This window comes from Citrobacter sp. RHBSTW-00599 (genome assembly GCF_013784065.1).
Lineage (GTDB): Bacteria > Pseudomonadota > Gammaproteobacteria > Enterobacterales > Enterobacteriaceae > Citrobacter > Citrobacter braakii.
This window is the reverse complement of record NZ_CP056717.1, coordinates 2936305-2957607: the sequence shown is the minus strand read 5'-3', so window position 1 is coordinate 2957607 and position 21303 is coordinate 2936305. Positions and strand designations below refer to the sequence as shown.

Sequence of the window (21303 nt, the reverse complement as noted above, 5' to 3'; positions counted from 1 at the left end):
TGCACCGCGCTTGTGACACGTTATTCTCCTGAAGCCCGCGAAAATTCCACCTGGAGGGCGCGTTGTTCTTTTTTGCAAAACACCGGGTTCATCGCTAAGGCAAATCAACTCTGCTGCCGATAACAATAATCTGCAGGGTGAACATAACAATGATGAATTATGGCTGCCTGTTTACGGTGGGCTGCCGTGCTGCGCCTTTCTGGAGGGATGATGGAATACTTTGATATCCGCAAAATGCCGGTCAATCTGTGGCGAAATGGTGCGGGAGAAACGCGTGAGATTTGCTGTTTTCCGCCAGCAACACGAGATTTTCACTGGCGGGCGAGTATCGCCTCCATCGCAGCGAATGGAGAGTTTTCTCTTTTTCCCGGCGTAGAACGCGTGATTACTCTGCTGGAAGGCGGAGAAGTGACGCTGGAAGAGTCGAACACCTTCACGCATACCCTGAAACAGCATCAGCCTTTTACCTTTGCCGGTGACAAGGTGGTAAAAGCGAAGCTGACGGAAGGGCAGATGTCGATGGATTTTAATATCATGACCCGACGGGATGTCTGCCAGGCAAAAGTCAGAGTTGCCGATCGCACCTTTACGACCTTTGGTTCGCGCGGCGGCGTGGTGTTTGTTATCAGCGGAGCCTGGCAACTGGGTGATAAGTTGTTGACCGTCGATCAGGGTGCAAGCTGGCACGACGGTAAACACACGTTACGACTGCTGGAGCGCGAGGGGAAACTGCTGTTCAGCGAGATTAACTGGATGCCGGGGCATTCTCCGGACTCAGTTCAATAATGTCATATTGACCAGACAGAATAGGCCGGCAGAGAATTTTGTAGCCATCTTGATCAAAGCCGGCCGGCATTCGCGCCAGTGTAGCTGCCTCATCCAGCGTTGAAACGGCTCCCAGCCACAGCCAGTTATTGATGATATGGTACTGCGTCATTTCAGCGCGGGTTTCCTGCAGCGCAATGGCATTGCTCCACGGCCAGCAGATTACGCGCACTCTTTCCAGGGCTTCTACCAGACGCAAATGATGCGCTTCAGGGCTTTCTTTCCCACAGCAGGCTCCGGCGCAGCGTTTAAGCGCGGAGCGAAAACAGGCGCGCCCGTGGCTGAGGGGTTCCAGTCCCAACAGGCCGTAGCACAGCTGTTGTTCATCGGCGAGGCTTTGCAGCGTCTGTAGCGCTGCGCGGCGGTTGGCAAACAGGCCAAACAGATTGGGGGCGTGGGAGAAATCAATATCTCGTGCGTAAACCACCTGAACCGTTCGGTCGGTAAGCTGCAAGGCACACAGCTGGCGATTGCGTCGCAGCCGTTTGTTAAACAGGGGCTGCTGTTCTTTGATAAGCCGCGCTTCCAGCAGCAGGGCGCCAATTTCTCCGGCCGTACAAATCCAGCTAATGCGCCTGGCCTGACGCAGCATACTCGCTTCGTCTGCGGTACGCAGATGCGCCAGCACACGGCTGCGAATATTGACACTTTTACCAATATAAAGCGGCATGGTGTCGCTATCACTGTGAAACAGATAGACGCCTGGCGCGGTGGGAAGCGCACTCAAAAACGGGCGCAGGTGCTCGGGATATTCATAGATTGCCGCTGCCTCAAATGTCATACGAGGGGCTGATTGACGCTGTACCACTGTTGACTCCAGATGCTGGTTATTCATCCAGTGTAGCAGTTTGAGGGCGATTAAAAAAGCGGCATGAGATTCAGCAGGCTAATGCCAGATAGGGCCAATCCTGGCGCTACCCGGCATTTTGAAGGGAAAAGGATTACGCTTTTTTCCAGAAATCATCAAACACGGTGATCGGTGTGCGACGTTTATGCTCAGTTTTCACGTACCAGCCTTCAATTTTTTTTGCGACGTCGGCATCCAGCGTTTTTCCTTCCAGATAGTCGTCGATGTTGTCGTAAGTGACGCCCAGTGCGGCTTCATCCGGCAGAGAAGGGCGATCGTCCTCGAGGTCAGCAGTTGGTGCTTTCTTATATAAGTGCTCCGGGCACCCCAGCGCGGCGAGCAGTTGTTTGCCCTGGCGCTTGTTCAGACGAAATAGTGGGTTAATGTCGGTACCGCCATCGCCGTACTTAGTGAAAAATCCGGTGATGGCTTCTGCAGCATGATCGGTACCCACGACAACCCCGCTGGTCATGCCGGCGATACTGTATTGTGCCTTCATACGTTCACGGGCTTTTTCATTGCCACGCACAAAATCGCTCAGTTCAATACCCGCTTCACGCAGGGCCTGCTCGCTGGCCAGCACCGCGCCCTTAATATTGACGGTCAGTACGCGGTCCGGTTGAATAAAGGCGATGGCATCCTGGCAGTCCTGCTCATCGGCCTGAACGCCATACGGTAGGCGTACGGCAATAAACTGCAGTGCGTCATTACCCGTTTCTTTTCGCAGCTCGGTGATCGCCATCTGGCACAGTTTTCCCGCGAGCGTTGAGTCCTGTCCGCCGCTAATTCCCAACACCAGCGATTTCAGAAAGGGGTAGGTCTGCAGATACGATTTCAGGAAATCCACGCTGCGGCGAATTTCTTCTTCTGCATTGATGTGCGGTTTTGCGCCAAGCGCCTGGATTATCTCTTGCTGCAGAGTCATTTAACCCCCTCCGAAAAATAAAATGATCAAAAAAATGATGTGTTAAAGCTAACGCGTTGAGGCCCAAACGACAAGGGATGCGAGCCTGATATAGCATCATTTTGTTTTAATAGAATTTTCCGAAACCACCTAAGTATCCTCTGATTGCTTGAAAAATGCGTTGTTGTGCTCCAGGCTTATATAACACGCTGAAATACAAGAGGACGGAATATGAACAAGAATCTAACAGGAATTCTGAGCGCAGCGGCTGTTTTGACTATGCTGGCAGGGTGTACGGCCTACGATCGTACGAAAGACCAATTTGTTCAGCCCGTGGTGAAAGATGTGAAGAAAGGGATGAGCCGGGCGCAGGTAGCGCAGATTGCCGGTAAACCGTCTTCCGAAGTCAGTATGATCCATGCGCGTGGGACGTGTCAGACCTACATCCTGGGTCAACGAGATGGTAAAGCTGAGACCTATTTTGTTGCTTTAGATGACACCGGACACGTGATTAACTCTGGCTACCAGACCTGCGCAGAGTACGACACCGACCCGCAGGCAGCGAAGAAGTAACAACTGTTTATTGCCTGAGCACTCGGGAAAACCGGCCACTGCGCCGGTTTTTTTATGTCACACGATCTTAATTATTGACGCGAATTATTTGCCTGAAGTGTGAGGGTGGTCATAACGCCAGGTCAAGGAGAGACAATTTAGTTGGTCAAGGAAATACCATCCGCCGGTGCAATCCCGTATACTCATTTCAGCCACCTAAAAAAGTAATTTAGCTGACGCAAGTTACCCAGAGCATGGATGCAGGTTAGGGCTTGCGGAGTGTCTGGTGACAGATAATCGCACATGAGGATCGTTTTAATGGAAAAGAAACACATTTATCTGTTTTGTTCTGCGGGCATGTCGACTTCATTGTTGGTTTCGAAGATGCGTGCTCAGGCCGAAAAATACGAAGTACCGGTTATTATTGAAGCGTTTCCTGAAACGCTGGCCGGAGAAAAAGGTCCAGTGGCCGATGTTGTATTATTAGGTCCACAAATTGCTTATATGTTGCCCGAAATTCAGCGTTTGTTACCCAACAAGCCTGTGGAAGTGATTGACTCGCTGCTGTATGGCAAAGTCGATGGTTTAGGCGTGCTTAAGGCTGCGGTTGCAGCAATTAAAAAAGCCGCAGCAAATTAATTATTTTATTTTAATTTTTCCCGTCAAAGAGTTATTTCATTAACATTCACCGCAATTATTAATTGCGGTATTTAAGGGTATTTTTCTATGAGTAACGCTATTGCTTCACTTGAAAAGGTACTCCTTCCTTTTGCTGTAAAAATTGGAAAGCAGCCACACGTTAATGCAATCAAAAACGGTTTTATTCGTTTAATGCCGTTAACCCTCGCAGGGGCCATGTTTGTATTAATCAATAACGTTTTCCTGAGCTTTGGGGAGGGGTCGTTTTTTTATTCAATGGGCATTCGACTTGATGCTTCAACTATTGAAACGCTGAATAGTCTGAAAGGCATTGGTGGAAACGTCTATAACGGTACGCTGGGTATCATGTCATTGATGGCGCCGTTCTTTATCGGTATGGCGCTGGCAGAAGAACGCAAAGTCGACTCACTGGCTGCCGGGCTGTTATCCGTCGCCGCGTTTATGACCGTAACGCCATATAGCGTGGGTGAAGCCTATGCCGTTGGCGCGAACTGGCTCGGCGGTGCCAATATTATTTCCGGTATTATTATCGGCCTCGCGGTCGCGGAAATGTTCACCTTTGTGGTCCGTCGCAATTGGGTAATTAAATTACCTGATAGCGTACCGACATCCGTGTCGCGCTCTTTCTCTGCGCTGATTCCTGGCTTCCTTATCCTCTCCATTATGGGGATCATCGCCTGGGCATTGAACACCTGGGGTACGAACTTCCACCAGATCATCATGGATTCCATTTCAACTCCGCTGGCATCGCTGGGCAGCGTAGTGGGTTGGGCCTACGTGATTTTTGTTCCGCTGCTGTGGTTCTTCGGTATTCATGGTTCACTGGCGCTGACCGCGCTGGACAGCGGTATCATGACGCCATGGGCGCTGGAAAACATCTCCATTTACCAACAGTTTGGTTCCGTAGACGCCGCGCTGGAAGCTGGAAAGACCTTCCACGTCTGGGCGAAACCGATGCTCGACTCCTATATTTTCCTCGGGGGTAGCGGGGCTACGCTGGGTCTGATTATCGCTATCTTCCTGGCATCGCGTCGTCCGGATTATCGTCAGGTTGCTAAACTGGCACTGCCGTCAGGCCTGTTCCAGATTAACGAACCTATCCTGTTCGGTCTGCCGATCATCATGAACCCGGTGATGTTTATCCCGTTCATTCTGGTGCAGCCGATTCTGGCGGCGATTACGCTGGCAGCTTATTACTCCGGCATTATTCCACCGATTACCAACATCGCACCGTGGACCATGCCAACCGGTTTGGGCGCGTTCTTTAACACCAACGGTAGCGTCGCAGCTCTGCTGGTTGCGCTGTTCAACCTTGGTATCGCCACGCTGGTTTATCTGCCGTTCGTGGTGGTAGCCAACAAAGCGCAGAACGTTATTGATCAAGAAGAAAGCGAAGAAGATATCGCTAACGCATTGAAATTCTAAATTTAATCCGGCATGGCTTCACGGTCATGCCGGACTGAACCAGAGGAAAAAAGTATGTTGGATATCGAGAACATCGTCGACACGCAGTCAGAAGCAGAAGAACTCGAAGAAGTGGTGATGGGTCTCATCATCAACTCCGGTCAGGCGCGTAGCCTGGCGTACGGCGCGCTCAAAATGGCCAAGCAAGGCGATTTCGAGTCAGCTAAGGCTATGATGGACCAGTCTCGTCTGGCGCTGAACGAAGCGCACCTCGTGCAAACGAAACTGATTGAAGGCGATCAGGGCGAAGGTAAAATGAAAGTTAGCCTGGTGCTGGTTCATGCTCAGGACCACCTGATGACATCAATGCTGGCGCGTGAGCTGGTGACTGAACTGATTGAGCTTCACGAAAAGCTGAAATAGCGAGGAGTGCATAATGCAGCTACAGATTAACGCACCGGAAATCAAAACCGTCTATGAACAGCAGCTGTTTAATGGCAAAAATTTCCATGTGTTCATCTATAACAAAACTGAGAGCATCAGCGGGCTGCATCAGCATGACTACTACGAATTTACCCTGGTTTTAACCGGGCGCTATTATCAGGAAATCAACGGTAAACGCGTATTGCTCGAACGCGGGGACTTTGTTTTTATTCCATTGGGATCGCACCACCAGAGTTTTTATGATTTTGGGGCGACAAGGATCCTGAACGTCGGTATCAGTAAACGCTTTTTTGAACAGCACTACCACCCGCTGCTGCCATTTTGTTTCGTTGCATCGCAGGTCTATCGGGCGAATAATTCGTTTCTCACTTACATTGAAACGGTTATTGCATCACTAAACTTTCGCGAGAGCGGACTGGATGAATTTGTAGAAGTGGTCACCTTCTATATTATTAACCGGTTGCGCCATCATCGCGAAGAGCAGGTGCTGGATGATATTCCGCAGTGGCTTAAAACCACCGTGGAGACCATGCATGACAAACGGCAGTTTAGCGAGAATGCGCTGGAAAACATGGTACACCTGTCCGCGAAATCCCAGGAGTATCTGACCCGCGCAACCCAGCGTTATTACAGCAAAACGCCGATGCAGATCATTAATGAAATCCGCATTAACTTTGCTAAAAAACAGCTGGAAATGACTAACTATTCTGTAACGGATATTGCTTACGAATCTGGCTACAGTAGTCCAAGTCTGTTTATTAAAACGTTTAAAAAGCTGACGTCATTTACACCTAATAGCTATCGTAAGAAATTAACTGAATTTAATCAGTAGATATTATTAGCCAATAACCCATTTTTTATAGCTTGCCCAAAATAGCGTCGGGACAGCCACGCTATATCTGACAAACGGGTTGAGCATAATACACGTCAGTGTTTTGACACTGAAGGGAGAAAGTATGAGCCAGAAATTAAAAGTCGTCACTATCGGTGGCGGGAGCAGCTACACCCCTGAGTTACTTGAAGGCTTTATTAAGCGCTATCATGAATTACCGGTTTCTGAATTGTGGCTGGTTGATGTCGACGATGGAAAAGAGAAGCTGGACATTATTTTTGACCTTTGCCAGCGCATGATCGATAAAGCTGGCGTGCCGATGAAGTTGTTTAAAACGCTGGACCGTCGTGAAGCGCTGAAAGATGCTGATTTCGTTACTACCCAGCTGCGCGTAGGGCAACTGAAAGCCCGCGAAAAGGATGAACGCATTCCGCTGAGCCACGGGTATTTGGGGCAGGAAACCAACGGCGCTGGTGGGCTGTTCAAAGGTCTGCGTACTATTCCGGTTATCTTTGATATTGTCAAAGATGTGGAAGAACTGTGCCCGAATGCGTGGGTGATTAACTTTACTAACCCGGCCGGGATGGTGACGGAAGCGGTCTATCGCCATACGAATTTTAAGAAATTCATCGGTGTATGTAATATTCCTGTCGGCATGAAAATGTTCATTAGCGATGTGCTGGCGCTGAAAGAGAGCGATGACTTATCCATCGATCTGTTCGGTCTGAACCATATGGTCTTCATTAAAGACGTGCTGGTGAATGGTAAATCACGCTTTGATGAACTGTTGGATGGCGTGGCTTCAGGTCAACTGAAAGCCTCCACCGTGAAGAACATCTTCGATCTGCCGTTCAGTGAAGGGTTGATTCGCTCGCTGAAGCTGCTGCCGTGCTCATATTTGCTCTATTACTTCAAGCCAAAAGAGATGCTGGCGATTGAAATGGGTGAATACTATAAGGGCGGCGCTCGCGCTCAGGTGGTACAGAAAGTGGAGAAACAACTGTTTGATCTGTACAAAAACCCGGATTTGAACGTGAAACCGAAAGAGCTGGAACAGCGTGGTGGAGCCTATTACTCCGATGCGGCCTGTGAAGTGATCAACGCCATCTACAACGACAAACAGACCGAGCACTATGTCAACGTTCCGCACCATGGGCATGTTGACAATATCCCGGCGGACTGGGCGGTTGAGATGACCTGTACACTGGGACGCAACGGCGCCACGCCGCACCCACGTATTACCCATTTTGATGAGAAAGTGCTGGGCCTTATCTATACCATAAAAGGCTTTGAAGTCGCGGCGAGCAATGCGGCACTGAGCGGTGAGCTGAATGATGTGCTGCTGGCGTTGAACCTGAGTCCGCTGGTGCATTCTGACAGCGATGCCGAGATTCTGGCGCGTGAGCTGATTCTGGCGCATGAAAAATGGCTGCCAAACTTCGCCGGGTGTATCGAGAAACTCAAAAGCGAACAACACTAACTGAGGTCGGCTATGGAACGCGTACTGATTGTAAATGCGGATGATTTTGGCCTGAGTAAAGGACAAAACTACGGCATTGTTGAAGCCTGTCGCAATGGCGTGGTCACCTCGACAACCGCACTGGTTAATGGCGCAGCCATTGACCATGCGGTACAGCTGAGTCGCGACATTCCTGAACTTGCCGTTGGGATGCATTTTGTTCTGACGCTGGGCAGGCCGTTGACGGCAATGCCAGGCCTTACTCGTGACGGGTTACTGGGAAAATGGATCTGGCAGATGGCTGAAGAAGACACCTTGCCGTTGGATGAAATTTCTCAGGAACTGGCCGCGCAGTATCAGCGTTTTATTGACCTGTTCGGGCGGGAGCCAACGCATCTGGATAGCCATCACCATGTGCATATGTTCCCGCAGATTTTCCCTATCGTGGCCGGGTTTGCTGCCCAACGGGGGATTGCGTTACGGATCGATCGTCAGACGGTATTCCAGGCGTCTGACTTTCCGCAGACGTTACGGACTTCCCAGGGATTCAGCAGCGAGTTTTATGGTGAAGCGATTTCTGAAGCCCTGTTTTTGCAAACGCTTGACGCGTCAGCAGACCGGGGAGAGTCCTCGCTGGAAGTGATGTGTCATCCGGCCTTTATCGATGACATTATTCGTCAAAGTGCCTACTGTTACCCCCGCTTAACTGAGCTCGACGTGCTGACGTCTCCGTCACTGAAATATGCTATTGCGGAGCGCGGTTATCGTCTTGGCAGTTTTCTGAACGTCTAACTCCTGAGTTTGCGGCGCATAATGCGCCGCATTTTTTTAGGCAGGGATCGTGTCGATTTTTCCGGCGCGTGACCAGACGCGGTGCGCAGTCATTAGCGTCAGCAGGGTATCCATAAACTGTGCGTCTACACTGTCTGCCTCCACCACGCCTTCTTCTCCTTCATTTTTGATATTCAACGTTGCTTTAAACTGACGCGCATCGCCAGCCAGTGCGATAGGTTTTAAGTGCTTATACGCTTCGAGTAAGTAATATCGGGCATCACCGTTCATAGCGATATCAGCGATATTGCCACACGGAACGATAACCGCATCGACGGTCAGCGATGGTGAACCCGCAAAGGTACCGGCGATTGTCAGGACGGAACCATCATCGGCAACCACATTACCCATTCGGGAATAGAGCAGTTTGGCGTGAACGCCTTTGGCCTGTAAGGCTTGCATGATGGCAAGCAGGTCGCCTGATTTCACCTGGTCATTAAGTAGAATGGCGACCACGCGGCCCTTAATCTCACCTTGCGCACCCGCATATAAACTGAGTGACGGCGCACTTTTCAAACCATTGACGTTGGCCGGTGGGGCGATTTTGGCCTGTTCCTCGGTTAGCTCAAAACCGAGATTATCGGCAACCGCCTCGGCGAGGGCTGTATCAATATGGGCTAACTGTTCGACCACTCTTTCCCGAATATAGGGGCGCGTAACTTTGCTGAGTTCGAAGCTGAATCCGCCGATAATATGCTGCTGTTCAATTGGCGTCTGACTTAGCCAGAACAGGCGAGGGTGCGCATAGTATTCGCCAAAAGAGGGGCTACGTTCGCGGATTTTGTTTCCTTCAATCCGTTCCTGATACGATTCAAATCCACCGCGTTTTGGCCCCGGCGGCGTTTCACGCGGCCAGTTATCATTGATGGAATTAGGTTCATAGTTGGCCGGGTTGGTATCGATGTCCATACGATGCATACCGTCACGCTGGAAGTTATGGTACGGGCAGGTCGGGCGATTAATCGGGATTTCATGGAAGTTGGGCCCGCCCAGGCGGCTGATTTGGGTATCGGTATACGAAAACAAGCGGCCTTGCAGCAAGGGATCGTTGGTAAAATCGATACCAGGGACGATGTGTCCGGGATGAAAAGCGACTTGTTCATTTTCGGCGAAGAAATTATCCGGATTACGATTCAGCACCATTTTACCGACGCGTTGCACCGGAACCAGCTCTTCTGGGATCAGCTTGGTCGGGTCGAGCAGGTCAAAATCGAACTTGAATTCGTCTTCTTCAGGAATGAGCTGCAGCCCCAGTTCGTATTCTGGATAATCGCCTGCTTCAATAGCTTCCCACAGATCGCGGCGATGAAAGTCGGGATCACGACCGGTAAGTTTTTGCGCTTCATCCCATACCAGCGAAGCTTTGCCCGCCAGCGGTTTCCAGTGAAAACGGACAAAGGTGGCTTTCCCTTGCGCATTTATCAACCGGAACGTGTGAATGCCAAAGCCTTCCATCGTGCGATAGCTGCGTGGAATACCCCGGTCGGACATCGCCCATATAACGTTGTGCAACGTTTCTGGCTGTAACGAGACATAATCCCAAAAGGTATCGTGGGCGCTTTGACCCTGTGGGATAGCCCAATGCGGCTCCGGTTTTACCGCATGAACGAAATCCGGGAATTTATGGGCATCCTGAATGAAGAAGACTGGCGTGTTGTTTCCCACCAGATCGAAAATGCCCTCCTCAGTATAAAATTTGGTCGCAAATCCTCGAATATCTCTGACCGTATCCGCTGAGCCTGCGCCGCCCTGAACCGTAGAGAAACGGACAAAAACCGGGGTGATTTTATTTTCATCACTCAGAAAGTCCGCTTTCGTTGTCGCGCTGAGGCTGGCATAGGGCTGAAAGTAACCATGAGCAGCAGAACCTCGGGCATGTACGATCCGCTCCGGGATGCGTTCGTGATCAAAATGGGTGATTTTTTCCCGCAGGATAAAGTCTTCCAGCAGAGTTGGCCCACGGTTTCCTGCGCGCAGAGAGTTTTGATCGTCCGCGATGCGCACTCCCTGATTGGTTGTCAGAGCAAAATCTTCGCTGCCTTTGCGAAAACTTTCCAGCGCGTTGAGTTTGTCACTTCTGGTGTCAGGCGCTTTTAAGCTACCGGACGTGGTGGGCTGCATGCCTGGTGGCGTGGGTTCAGGTGTTGGCCGATGTGAACCGTCTGCTGGCGCCAGTGAGTCAAGTCCTGGCTGGGATTCGCTGGCATCATGAACCGGCGCTGAGTGATGGAGTGGGTGCTTATCATTCTGTGACATTAAACTCGTCTCCTGTTTTCATCGCTTAAAGGTCGTTGTTGCCGTCAAAAGCTTTAACTATAGACCACTTGCTCAGTGGTGCAGGAACTGACCGAGGGCGTAAAGCGCGATGAACCAGGCAAACAGCGCACGCAAGGCAGGACGTCAGGAGGCAAAATCGGCTAAGATAGCCGTTTTCTGATTTTTAGAATTAGTCTTTAGTGAAGCAACTGATTATGAAACCTCTTCGCCAACAAAATCGTCCGGTAATTAGCTATGTTCCTCGCGTGGAGCCAGCCCCACCAGAGCATGCAGTTAAAATGGATGCGTTTCGTGACGTATGGATACTGCGCGGAAAATATGTCGCTTTTGTCTTAATAGGGGAGGCGTTTCAGCGTTCACCTGCATTTACGGTCCCGGAATCAGCGCAACGCTGGGCTAATCAGGTTCGCCAGGAAAATGAACTGAGCGATTAATGGATATAAAAAAACCGCCGGAGCATGACACTCCGGCGGTTTTTTTTGTTTTTCAGTCTAACAGACTTAGCGATGCGCCAGTTCGGCGTTATCGTCGCTGTCCAGAATTGTTTTATCGGTCTGTTTCAGCCATTGGCTGGTCAGCGTACCGGCTGTCATAGAACCGCTCACGTTCAGCGCGGTACGACCCATATCGATCAGCGGCTCAACGGAAATCAGCAGCGCAACCAGCGTGACCGGCAGACCCATAGCTGGCAGGACGATCAGCGCGGCAAACGTTGCACCGCCACCCACACCCGCAACCCCTGCGGAACTGACGGTTACGATACCAACCAGCGTGGCAATCCACATCGGGTCCAGCGGGTTGATCCCGACGGTCGGGGCGACCATTACTGCCAGCATTGCCGGGTACAGCCCTGCACAACCGTTCTGGCCAATGGTGGCGCCAAAGGAGGCGGCAAAAGAGGCGATGGATTCAGGCACGCCCAGACGACGGGTTTGCGCTTCAACGTTCAGAGGAATTGAGGCTGCGCTGGAACGGCTGGTGAAGGCGAAAGTCAGCACCGGCCACACCTTGCGGAAGTATTTCAGCGGGCTAACGCCGTTAACACCCAACAGGATCCCGTGTACCACAAACATAATGCCCAGACCGAGATAAGAGGCCACGACGAAGCTACCCAGCTTGATGATGTCCTGCAGGTTGGAGCCCGCAACCACTTTGGTCATCAGCGCCAGAACACCGTACGGCGTCAACTGCATCACCAAACGAACCAGCTTCATCACCCAGCTTTGCAGGGTATCGATAGCGACCAGCACACGCTCGCCTTTCGGCGCATCATCTTTCAGCAGCTTCAGTGCGGCAACACCGAGGAATGCAGCGAAGATAACCACGCTGATAATTGACGTCGGGTTAGCTCCGGTCAGATCGGCAAACGGGTTTTTCGGGATAAACGACAACACCAGCTGTGGAACGCTGAGGTCAGCTACTTTGCCAACATAGTTGGTTTCAATCGCGTTCAGACGAGCGGTTTCGGCCCCACCTTGCACCAGACCTTCTGCGGTCAGGCCGAACAGGTTGGTCACCAGAACCCCTACCAGCGCGGCAATCAGCGTAGTAAACAGCAGCGTACCGATGGTCAGGAAGCTGATTTTACCTAACTGAGAGGCGTTGTGCAGACGCGCAACGGCGCTGAGAATAGACGCAAACACCAGCGGCATGACAATCATCTGCAGCAGTTGGACGTAACCGTTGCCGACAATGTTGAACCACTGTACGGAATCTTTAAGAACCTGGCTGTCGGAACCATAAATGGTGTGCAGGGCGAGGCCAAACACCACACCCATGACCAGACCGACCAGTACTTTTTTTGCCAGACTCCACTGCTTGTGACGGGCTTGCGCCAGCACGAACAGCAGCACTACGAACACGATAATGTTCGCGATTAATGGATAGTTCATCCCCGTTCTCCTGATCTTATTATGCGTATCACCGTGTGACGGTGATTCTGTTGGCGCAAGATTAGCAGAACTGTGACTTGCCTCTTATATTCAAATGGAATTGTTTATGCCAAAAATAACTTTTTGGCTGATTTATTAGTCAACCTGGTGCGTTATAAAACGATTAAACTGCATTTGCAGCGTATTTATCATTTGTGATGACCAGCGCACCGCACTGTTCTCTTGTACGGTCTGCGGCATCCAGATTGCCCACGCGAACAGCGCCATGCACAGAAACCGCTCCAGTTGGTTGCCTTTTTGCGGCACGAGGATAGGCAGACGAAAACGCCAGCGGCAGGGCCAAAGCAAGGGGACGCCCGCCGGGGTCAACATGTCGGCCAGAATGTGGCTGAGATAACCGAGAACCATACCTTGTAAGGCATCAGCCGGAATTATCCAGGTATCAGGGACTTTCAGGTAAAACGTGGCCAGCAGGGCAAAAACCGCCAGCAGGCTATGCGTAAACCCGCGATGACCAAATGCCCGGGCAATGGGCTTTGATACCCACTTCAGACGCTGCCCCAGCAGGGATTTGGGATGATCGATATCCGGCAGTAAGCACGTCAAAATGGCTGAAGGAACAATATGCCACCAGTCACCCTGCGCAAGAACGGGCGTTAGCTCGGCATTCTTGGCAAATACCGCACAGGCAATAGAAAAAAGAAGGTGACCTTCCGCCGTCATGATAAAACCCAATAAACTGTCGATTCATACAGTATAGGGGTTTTATACAGTAGGCGGAAGAGGTGACGTTGTAACCCTTTGTCACAAGTGCGCCTTTACCGCGCCAGCCAACCGCCATCCACGACCAGCGTATAGCCATGTATATAGTCCGAGGCAGCACTTGCGAGGAACACGACCGGGCCTTTCAGATCATCAGGCGTGCCCCAGCGTCCGGCAGGCGGGCAATGCGATCATTGCCCGTCGCAGGATTAGCCGCGCAGGTGAGCGGCAGTGAGTTCGGTGAGCGAGGCCAGTTTGACGTCGGCCAGAACGAAGCGAGGATCGTCCTGATTTTCATGCGCAGGTACTACGATGGAACGCATACGGGCGGCTTTCGAAGCAATCATGCCGTTCACCGAGTCTTCCAGTGCTACGCAGTTTATAGGGTCAATGCCCAGTTTCGCCGCGCAATCGAGATAAACCTGCGGGTGCGGTTTGCTGTAGGGCAGTTTTTCCGCAGAAGCCAGTGCATCGAAGCTGCTGCGCAGATCAAACATGGTTAGCACTTTTTCCAGCATATGCAGCGGCGAGGCGGATGCCAGTCCTACTTTCAACCCCTGAGATTTACACAATGCCACGGCCTCACGCACGCCCGGCAGCAGTGGTTTTGTTTCTTCAACTAACGCAATTGCGCGGGTAATGATGCGCTCGGTTACTTCCTGACGTGAGGGACCGTTCCACGGTTGCTGCGCAAACCACAAATCAACCACCATGTCGATGCGTAAGCCAAGTGTATCGGGAAGTTCATGGCGGCGGGAGATATCAACGCCTAAACTTGCTATCACATCCAGTTCGGCCTGATCCCAAAGCGGTTCAGAATCGACCAGTAATCCATCCATATCGAAAATTGCAGCAAGAATTTGACGCGGGGTTGACATCACAACCTCTCCTTTACGGGTGATAAAAGGGATTAAGAGCCAGCCTGGACGGGCTCTGAGCGTTCATTATGGCTAATTCAGCAGTATACCGCCTTTAAAGATCAGGCGAAAACGATAATCAACGGGTAAACTTAGGCCAAAATGACACGTCTTAATCAAGGGGAACTCATGACGTATCAACAAGCTGGACGCATTGCCATCTTGAAAAGGCTGGTGGGATGGGTGATTTTCATTCCCGCGCTGATTTCAACCCTGGTTTCAGTACTTAAGTTTATGTATGCGCACAGCGAAAAGCAGGAAGGGATTAACGCGGTCATGCTCGATTTTGCTCATGTGATGATCGACATGATGCGTGTGAACACACCTTTTCTTAACGTGTTTTGGTATAACTCGCCGACGCCCGATTTTCAAAGTGGACTGAATCTCGTTTTTTGGCTGATTTTCATTCTGATTTTTATCGGTCTGGCGTTGCAGGATTCAGGCGCCAGAATGAGCCGTCAGGCGCGTTATTTACGCGAGGGCGTTGAGGACCAGTTGATTCTGGAACAGGCAAAGGGCAGTGAAGGGTTATCACGCGAGCAACTTGAGTCGCGTATTGTGGTACCGCACCATACGATCTTTTTACAAATTTTCCCGCTCTATATTTTGCCGGTGATCGTTATCGTGATTGGCTACTTCTTCTTTTCATTACTGGGTTTTTTGTAACTGCTGCACTATCAGGCCTGACGCGTTGCGAAACGCCAGGCCAGATAAGCAACGTGCGACTTTGCTAAGCCGCCAGTAACCTGTCCAGCGCTTTCTGCGCCACGACCAGATGCTGTCCCCCAAACAGAATAGCCCTGTTCAGCAGCGTATAGAGCTGGTAGACAGGCTGTCTGTCGAGAAAATCCAATGGTAGCGGAGAAACAGACTGATAACCGTCATAGAGTTGCGGCGGCTGATCGGTATGTAACGGCAGCATTGCCAGGTCACACTCTCTGTCCCCCCAGTAGCAGGCAGGGTCAAAGATGTACGGGCCGTTCGGGCCGAGGGCGCAGTTCCCGGACCACAAATCACCATGCAGAAGAGATGGCTGCGGCTGATGAGAAGAGAGACGCTGCTGAACATGCTCGACAATGGCGTCGATATTGCCAAACGCGATGCCTTTTTCAGCGGCGAGTTCCAGCTGCCAGCCAATACGCTGCTCGGCAAAAAAGGTTGACCAGCGACGTTGCCAGGTGTTGGGCTGCGGCGTGGTAGAGAGCGCATTATCGAAGTCGAGCCCAAACTGCGGCTGATCGCTCCATTCATGCAAATGCGCCAACTGCTGGCCGAGGATAAACGCGTTGTGCGCATCAAGCGGACGGGGAGGGAGGAAATCCATCACCAGAAAGCTGTAATCTCTGTCTGCGCCTACCGCCCAGACTTTCGGTACAGATACGGTTTGACTGCGAGAAAGTAGCTCCAGCTGATCGGCTTCAGCCGTAAAGCCGGTTAACAGCTCTCTTTCATCGCATTTAACGAAAAAATCGCGCCCCGCATAGCGTAAATGCCATGCGGCGTGGATCTCTCCGCCGGGCAGTTCGTTACGCAGTTCGATTTCGCCTTCACCTAATTGCTCGCTTAAAAGACGACTGATAGCCTGCCACATGATGTCTCTCCCCATGTTGTCTGCCAGATCATAAGGTTAGCGCAAGAATGCGGTTAAAAAACACGAACTGACGCACACCACGGACGCGTCATCGCTGGAAAGGCACTTAATGTGTGTCGTTCTTCTTCACCTCGCATAGTTGTGAAGACGCCTGGTCGCACATGATTCACTGCTTTGTAATCACGTGATTTTTTATCATAGACGTATAACACCCATGCCGACAGTTTTACGGGGAAATCCCCTTGTAGCTAAACAAGGGGAAACCGTTATTACTGAGCCAGATACGCGTATATTTTTTGCGTATCGTCTAAAGCGCACAGACGCGTACCCTGATTCAGGGTGGCGGCGCTACCTGCGGCGACACCGTAACGAACAATATCTGCAAAAGGTGCGCTCTCAGCCAGTTTAAGCGTCATGGCCCCGACCATACTGTCGCCCGCGCCTACGGTACTTTGACTCTTCACTGGTGGCGGAACCACCTGGACACAGGTTTCACGATCAACGCCCAGCGCTCCTTGTGGTCCAAGCGAGACCACTACGCGATGCGCTTTTCCGCTTTGCGCGATTTCCTGCGCGGCGTTGCGCACATCATCGGGCTGCGTGAGTTCGCGATTCACCAGCGCGCTCAGTTCTTTGAGGTTGGGTTTGACCAGTTCGATATTGCCGATGGTTAATGCTGCTGCCAGCGCTTCGCCAGAACTATCGACGATACAGCGAATCCCTTGTTTTTGTGCTGTGGTAATGAGCCGGGTCAGCTTCTCAAGCTGTACGCCAGGCGGCAAACTGCCGCTGATAACCAGCAGTGCGCCAGACTCAATTTCCAGCACCTGATCCTGAAGTTGGTAGAACTCATCATCGGTGAGCGCAGCGCCTGGCATGACGAAGCGATACTGTTCGCCGCTGGACTCAACGTGCACATGGAGATTTTGTCGGGTCCAGTCTTTAGCTTCGACGGTGGATACGGGAACACTTTCGTCGGCGAGCAAAGCAACAAGATGCTCTCCGGTGGCGCCACCCGCAGGGAAGATGGCCGTAGCGGTGCCGCCAAGATGGGCAATTGCGCGAGCGACGTTGATGCCGCCGCCGCCGGGTTCAAAAACCGGCGAGGTACAGCGAAGCTTACCTTCCGGGTAGATTTGCGGCGTGATTGTTGCGCTATCGAGAGAGGGCGCAAGTGTTAACGTATAGATACGTACCATCTTTACCTCCTGTTAGGCTGTCCTCAGTCTGGCACTTAACCCCCCGAAAGTGAAGTAATTAACAACATGATTTTTCATATCTTTATTTAAAATAATCGCGTTAAAGATATATAAATAAAAAAACGGTTTAGGAACGCTCTTATTCAAAAAATGAAATAAGAATTTATTGCTATGTTATTCGAGTCTTTTTATAATTTGTTACCTTTCAAGGGTCTTTTGTCATTGATCCATATGAAAGTTTCCGAGACCGTTATGGTCTCTTTTTTTGTTGTACGGACTCTTAATAAATGAAGCTTTTGAAGACAGTGCCCGCAGCGTTACTGCTGACGGGTGGCCTGCTTGCGTCAATGCAGGCTGCCGCCGATGATTCCGTTTTTACTGTCATGGATGACCCTTCCAGCGCGAAAAAACCCTTTGAAGGTAACCTGAACGCGGGATATCTCGCCCAGTCAGGCAACACAAAAAGTTCTTCTTTAACTGCAGACACCACCATGACCTGGTACGGTCAAACTACGGCGTGGTCTTTGTGGGGAAATGCCAGCAATACCTCCTCAAATGATGAGCGTTCATCGGAGAAATATGCCGTAGGTGGCCGTAGTCGTTACAACATGACCGACTATGACTATCTCTTTGGTCAGGCAAGCTGGCTGACCGACCGTTACAACGGCTATCGCGAGCGTGACGTGCTAACCGCAGGTTATGGTCGTCAGTTCCTCAACGGACCAGTGCACAGCTTCCGTTTTGAATTCGGTCCAGGTGTGCGCTATGACGAGCACACGGATGGCACCACCGAAACACAGCCGCTGGGCTATGCGTCCGGGGCCTATGCGTGGCAGATGACGGATAATACTAAGTTTACGCAAGGTGTGTCGGTATTTGGTGCTGACGATACAACGCTCAATTCTGAAACGGCCTTGAACGTTGCTATCAACGAACACTTTGGGTTAAAGGTGGCTTACAACGTTACCTGGAACTCTGAACCACCGGCAACAGCGCCGGAGCATACCGATCGTCGTACTACTGTGTCACTCGGCTATCGTATGTAATGACAAGCCGGGTCAAATAATTGGCCCGGCTTTTCTCAATTAACGTTAAATTTATTTAATATTAAATCTGTGTTTTATTTTTAATACTTATCAATAACGCGCTATTTTCAGACGAATTCGATTTAATTGATAAATACAACGGAACCGGGACAGCGTGTGCCAGTATTTTAACCCCAGATCATCGCAGCCCAACGTAGCATCAGCATTGCCGCACAAATAACGAGCAGTATCACAACCATCTTCCAGTGTTTCTTCGCAAAGCGATTTGTTGGCATTGTCCTTTTCCTGCTCAGGTTAGATGACTTTATACAAGTGTAACAAAAACGTCAGGGTGTCAGTGAATTGATTTACATCATAGAGTACGCGTTGATTGTTGCTTTGATCGGCTCGTAATGCCGTGTACACTGTCAAACGGTGTTATCAAAAAGCGGGTGTAGGTCCAGTGTAGCCATTAAGGCGACCAGTGACATATTTCGCAGAGTGAAGCGGGAATCAGCCCACACCTTTTTGATGATTTTAAATATTGAATCTTTGTATGTGATCTTACGTGTAAGTACCATCCAGAATTTCACCTCATTCCTGTCTGTTCCTGCCTGTTTCACCAATTCCGCGCCACTCCTAACTTTCTTCAATTCACCCGTTTCAATTTAGTTCATCTTGTCCGCGTTCGTGTCGTAGAATCTGTGTACCAAATCGTGTACCAATTTCGACAAAGCTGAACAGGGACAAGCATGCCTCTCAACGATACCAAGCTCAGGCGTATAGCTGGCAAGCCATATGATGGACCAGAGGAGATAGCTGATGGTGGTGGACTTTCTGCCAGGATCAGCCCAAAGGGGCTTATCACCTTTCAGTACCGCTATCGCTTCAACGGGAAACCTGCCCGGCTAAAACTTGGCACCTATGGCAAGATGTCGATCAAAGAAGCCCGTGATGCTATGGAGGAATGCAAGGGTTGGCTGGAAGAGGGACGCGACCCGGCTATGCAGCGGAAGAAAGCCAGGGACATTGTATCCAGCTCGCCTAGCATCAGCACTCTCGTTGATGAGTGGCTTGAAACACCATCAGTGAAAGAGATGGTGAAGTACGAATACTGGAAGCGGATGCTGAAGCTTCACGTTACCGACAATTACGGTCGACTGATAGCAGATGAGATGAGCCCCGTTGAGTGGGAGCAGATATTCCTGCGCATAACGAAAGGTGGTTCGCCGGTTCAGGCCGGTAACGTTCTGGTGAAGATGAAACAGGTGATCCGCTATGCGCTGCGCCGAAAACGTATTACTTCAAATTCTCTAATGTTGCTTGAGATTAACGATATCGGTAGCCGTCCGGATGACGGGGAAAGATTCCTGAATGACGAAGAGATAGGCGCGTTCTGGAATGCCATCGATAAAACCAAGATGTCATGGCAAAACAAAATGCTGATCCGTCTTGTGGCGCTTACCGGATGCCGCGGTGTTGAGTTGAGATTAGCAAGGAAGGGGGACTTTGATCTGAAGGCGAGGGAGTGGGTTATACCGAAAGAGAACTCGAAAACGCGTAAGCGCTTTGTGCGTGGGATTTCTCAGCTGGCGGCCGATTATCTGCAGAAGGTTTTCGATGTGTACCCCGATCAGTCAATCGTGTTTCCACCGGCTAAGCTGCAGGTGGACAGGCCTATGTCAGCCAGTACATTGATTTCCATCGCGGGGCAGGTGGAAGAGGTAATGGGTGGGGAGCACTGGTCTCTGCATGACCTGCGAAGAACGTGCAAAACAAAGATGGCTGAGCTTGGCGTTGCGCCTCACGTATCAGAGAAGATACTCGGGCATAAGCTAACGGGGATGCTGGCTGTCTATGACCAGTATGATTACATCCCCGAGCAGCAGGCAGCGGCAGAATTGTGGGCTGAGAAGATTCAGGCTTGTGCAGCCAGTAACCCCTTATCTTTGCAGAACTGAATAACTTCTACATAGCGGAAGAGAGCGCCGCCTTTAGGTGGGTGGATTTCTTCCACTTTCTGCGGGAATGGTGTGCCGGATTCTTCCCACTGTTTGCGCTTACGATAAAACGTGGTTCTGGAGATACCACCAAGCATCTCCTGAACGCGCTCACGGTTAACCAGAACCGGTTGAATGCTGATTGTTGTTTGCATGCTTTTCTCCAGGCAAAAAGAAGCCCGGCGAACCGGGCAAATGGGGGATAACGTGGCAGTGCTTTCGCACCCAATAGCCAGCTCATAACTGGCTATCAGTTGCGTCAGTCATGCGGATGATTAACGATGTCGTAGAATTGACCGTAGGTAATCTTCTTGAAGCTATCTGGAATTACTATTTCCCCGTGGCGTTCTTCTTTGTTGTTAGGGATGGCGAATACCAAGCAGTCATCACGACCAGGGTGTTTGCCTCCACACGTAGAAAGCATTGCGAATCCGAATCCGCGTCCAGACTGACCACCAATGCCGGTTCGCATGATGCCGTAGTGGTTGACGATGTAGTCATTCCACTCAGGCAGGGATTTCAGCTTTTTGTTTGCTTCTTCTTTCACAGCATCGAGAACTTTATTGTAAGCTCGGCCTTCCTTTGTATTTCCTTTCCCCCTGCCAAGTACCACTCGCTTCCCATCAAACATTTCTTCTCGCTTAATAGTCATTAAGCATGGGAATTCATATCCTTTTTCCCAAGCAAACCCACTAAGCAATCCACCACCACCTCCCCAGCCGCTTGATGTTGTCCATGCGATAGCGCCAACCTTTCCTACTGCATCAGGAAGAATGGCGTTTCTTTGTTTACTGATTTCCTCATATCCATCAATCAGCGATTTCACATCATCGCCTTCCACCATGTAGTAATCGTAAAATTTGCTTTGATCTGACATTGTTA

The 21303-nt window shown here is 50.7% G+C and carries 23 protein-coding genes and 1 pseudogene; 12 read left to right on the top strand and 12 right to left on the bottom strand.

The window, feature by feature from the left end; all coding sequences use genetic code 11:
- Positions 1 to 210: 210 nt before the first annotated feature.
- A complete protein-coding gene (ves, locus tag HV243_RS14575; protein ID WP_046275875.1) occupies positions 211 to 786 on the top strand; it encodes an environmental stress-induced protein Ves in 576 nt (191 codons plus the stop codon).
- On the opposite strand, the gene cho is transcribed toward ves, so the two are convergent.
- Positions 746 to 1633, bottom strand: a complete 888-nt coding sequence (gene cho, locus HV243_RS14570) for an excinuclease Cho (protein WP_046275874.1) — start codon at positions 1631 to 1633, stop codon at positions 746 to 748. The two genes, ves and cho, sit on opposite strands and share 41 nt — an antisense overlap.
- 133 nt (positions 1634 to 1766) lie before the next feature.
- On the bottom strand, positions 1767 to 2597 hold the full coding sequence (gene nadE / locus HV243_RS14565) for an ammonia-dependent NAD(+) synthetase (protein ID WP_046275873.1): 831 nt from the start codon (positions 2595 to 2597) through the stop codon (positions 1767 to 1769).
- Between the two features lie 210 nt (positions 2598 to 2807).
- Here nadE and osmE point away from each other — a divergent pair, with 210 nt between their 5' ends.
- The 7 genes from osmE to chbG all read left to right on the top strand — a co-directional run bounded on the left by osmE (position 2808) and on the right by chbG (position 8719).
- A complete protein-coding gene (gene osmE / locus HV243_RS14560; RefSeq protein WP_003030621.1) occupies positions 2808 to 3149 on the top strand; it encodes an osmotically-inducible lipoprotein OsmE in 342 nt (113 codons plus the stop codon).
- A 297-nt stretch (positions 3150 to 3446) separates the two neighbouring features.
- Positions 3447 to 3767: a PTS N,N'-diacetylchitobiose transporter subunit IIB gene (gene chbB, locus HV243_RS14555; protein WP_003832547.1), complete on the top strand. Its 321-nt coding sequence runs from the start codon at positions 3447 to 3449 to the stop codon at positions 3765 to 3767.
- 87 nt (positions 3768 to 3854) lie between these two features.
- Positions 3855 to 5213 carry a PTS N,N'-diacetylchitobiose transporter subunit IIC gene (gene chbC / locus HV243_RS14550; RefSeq protein WP_003030619.1) on the top strand — a complete coding sequence of 453 codons (1359 nt, stop codon included), beginning with the start codon at positions 3855 to 3857 and terminating at the stop codon, positions 5211 to 5213.
- A 54-nt stretch (positions 5214 to 5267) separates the two neighbouring features.
- Positions 5268 to 5615: a PTS N,N'-diacetylchitobiose transporter subunit IIA gene (gene chbA, locus HV243_RS14545; protein WP_003030618.1), complete on the top strand. Its 348-nt coding sequence runs from the start codon at positions 5268 to 5270 to the stop codon at positions 5613 to 5615.
- Between the two features lie 10 nt (positions 5616 to 5625).
- The gene (gene chbR, locus HV243_RS14540) at positions 5626 to 6468 is read left to right on the top strand and encodes a transcriptional regulator ChbR (protein WP_085951046.1); all 843 of its coding nucleotides are present in this window, start codon (positions 5626 to 5628) and stop codon (positions 6466 to 6468) included.
- Between the two features lie 124 nt (positions 6469 to 6592).
- On the top strand, positions 6593 to 7948 hold the full coding sequence (locus HV243_RS14535; protein WP_016152854.1) for a 6-phospho-beta-glucosidase: 1356 nt from the start codon (positions 6593 to 6595) through the stop codon (positions 7946 to 7948).
- A gap of 12 nt (positions 7949 to 7960) precedes the next feature.
- Complete coding sequence (gene chbG, locus HV243_RS14530; protein WP_019076632.1) at positions 7961 to 8719, top strand: chitin disaccharide deacetylase; 759 nt, start codon at positions 7961 to 7963, stop codon at positions 8717 to 8719.
- Positions 8720 to 8755: 36 nt separating this feature from the next.
- Here chbG and katE read toward each other — a convergent pair whose 3' ends face one another.
- A complete protein-coding gene (gene katE, locus HV243_RS14525) occupies positions 8756 to 11014 on the bottom strand; it encodes a catalase HPII (RefSeq protein WP_053389169.1) in 2259 nt (752 codons plus the stop codon).
- A gap of 212 nt (positions 11015 to 11226) precedes the next feature.
- Between katE and cedA the strand changes: the two genes are divergently transcribed.
- Entirely contained in the window at positions 11227 to 11469 is a 243-nt protein-coding gene (gene cedA / locus HV243_RS14520) for a cell division activator CedA (RefSeq protein WP_029139771.1), read from the top strand.
- Positions 11470 to 11535: 66 nt separating this feature from the next.
- Here cedA and tcyP read toward each other — a convergent pair whose 3' ends face one another.
- The 4 genes and pseudogenes from tcyP to hxpB form a co-directional block, all read right to left on the bottom strand.
- Positions 11536 to 12927, bottom strand: coding sequence for a cystine/sulfocysteine:cation symporter (tcyP, locus tag HV243_RS14515; RefSeq protein ID WP_019078417.1), 1392 nt, complete (start codon positions 12925 to 12927; stop codon positions 11536 to 11538).
- Positions 12928 to 13062: 135 nt separating this feature from the next.
- Positions 13063 to 13662 carry a metal-dependent hydrolase gene (locus tag HV243_RS14510; protein WP_087121839.1) on the bottom strand — a complete coding sequence of 200 codons (600 nt, stop codon included), beginning with the start codon at positions 13660 to 13662 and terminating at the stop codon, positions 13063 to 13065.
- A gap of 83 nt (positions 13663 to 13745) precedes the next feature.
- A pseudogene (locus HV243_RS14505) lies at positions 13746 to 13868 on the bottom strand (SDR family oxidoreductase); the annotation flags it as partial.
- 30 nt (positions 13869 to 13898) lie between these two features.
- Complete coding sequence (gene hxpB / locus HV243_RS14500) at positions 13899 to 14567, bottom strand: hexitol phosphatase HxpB (RefSeq protein ID WP_016156335.1); 669 nt, start codon at positions 14565 to 14567, stop codon at positions 13899 to 13901.
- Positions 14568 to 14735: 168 nt separating this feature from the next.
- On the opposite strand from hxpB, the gene HV243_RS14495 reads away from it, so the two are divergent.
- Positions 14736 to 15272: a YniB family protein gene (locus HV243_RS14495; protein ID WP_019076635.1), complete on the top strand. Its 537-nt coding sequence runs from the start codon at positions 14736 to 14738 to the stop codon at positions 15270 to 15272.
- A 64-nt stretch (positions 15273 to 15336) separates the two neighbouring features.
- On the opposite strand, the gene HV243_RS14490 is transcribed toward HV243_RS14495, so the two are convergent.
- Entirely contained in the window at positions 15337 to 16197 is an 861-nt protein-coding gene (locus HV243_RS14490; RefSeq protein WP_016152861.1) for a fructosamine kinase family protein, read from the bottom strand.
- 269 nt (positions 16198 to 16466) lie between these two features.
- Positions 16467 to 17396 (bottom strand): 6-phosphofructokinase II, encoded by a 930-nt coding sequence (gene pfkB / locus HV243_RS14485; protein ID WP_053389168.1) that lies wholly within the window; start codon positions 17394 to 17396, stop codon positions 16467 to 16469.
- Between the two features lie 287 nt (positions 17397 to 17683).
- Between pfkB and HV243_RS14480 the strand changes: the two genes are divergently transcribed.
- Positions 17684 to 18442, top strand: coding sequence for a YdiY family protein (locus tag HV243_RS14480; RefSeq protein WP_016152863.1), 759 nt, complete (start codon positions 17684 to 17686; stop codon positions 18440 to 18442).
- A gap of 167 nt (positions 18443 to 18609) precedes the next feature.
- Here the strand turns inward: HV243_RS14480 and yniD are convergent, their stop codons facing one another.
- Positions 18610 to 18717: a small membrane protein YniD gene (yniD, locus tag HV243_RS14475; protein WP_003030590.1), complete on the bottom strand. Its 108-nt coding sequence runs from the start codon at positions 18715 to 18717 to the stop codon at positions 18610 to 18612.
- 456 nt (positions 18718 to 19173) lie between these two features.
- Here yniD and HV243_RS14470 point away from each other — a divergent pair, with 456 nt between their 5' ends.
- Entirely contained in the window at positions 19174 to 20382 is a 1209-nt protein-coding gene (locus HV243_RS14470) for a site-specific integrase (RefSeq protein WP_149911444.1), read from the top strand.
- On the opposite strand, the gene HV243_RS14465 is transcribed toward HV243_RS14470, so the two are convergent.
- Positions 20340 to 20576, bottom strand: coding sequence for a helix-turn-helix domain-containing protein (locus HV243_RS14465; protein ID WP_181603841.1), 237 nt, complete (start codon positions 20574 to 20576; stop codon positions 20340 to 20342). The two genes, HV243_RS14470 and HV243_RS14465, sit on opposite strands and share 43 nt — an antisense overlap.
- A gap of 104 nt (positions 20577 to 20680) precedes the next feature.
- Positions 20681 to 21298 (bottom strand): DUF5420 family protein, encoded by a 618-nt coding sequence (locus HV243_RS14460; RefSeq protein ID WP_181603840.1) that lies wholly within the window; start codon positions 21296 to 21298, stop codon positions 20681 to 20683.
- Positions 21299 to 21303 lie beyond the last annotated feature (5 nt).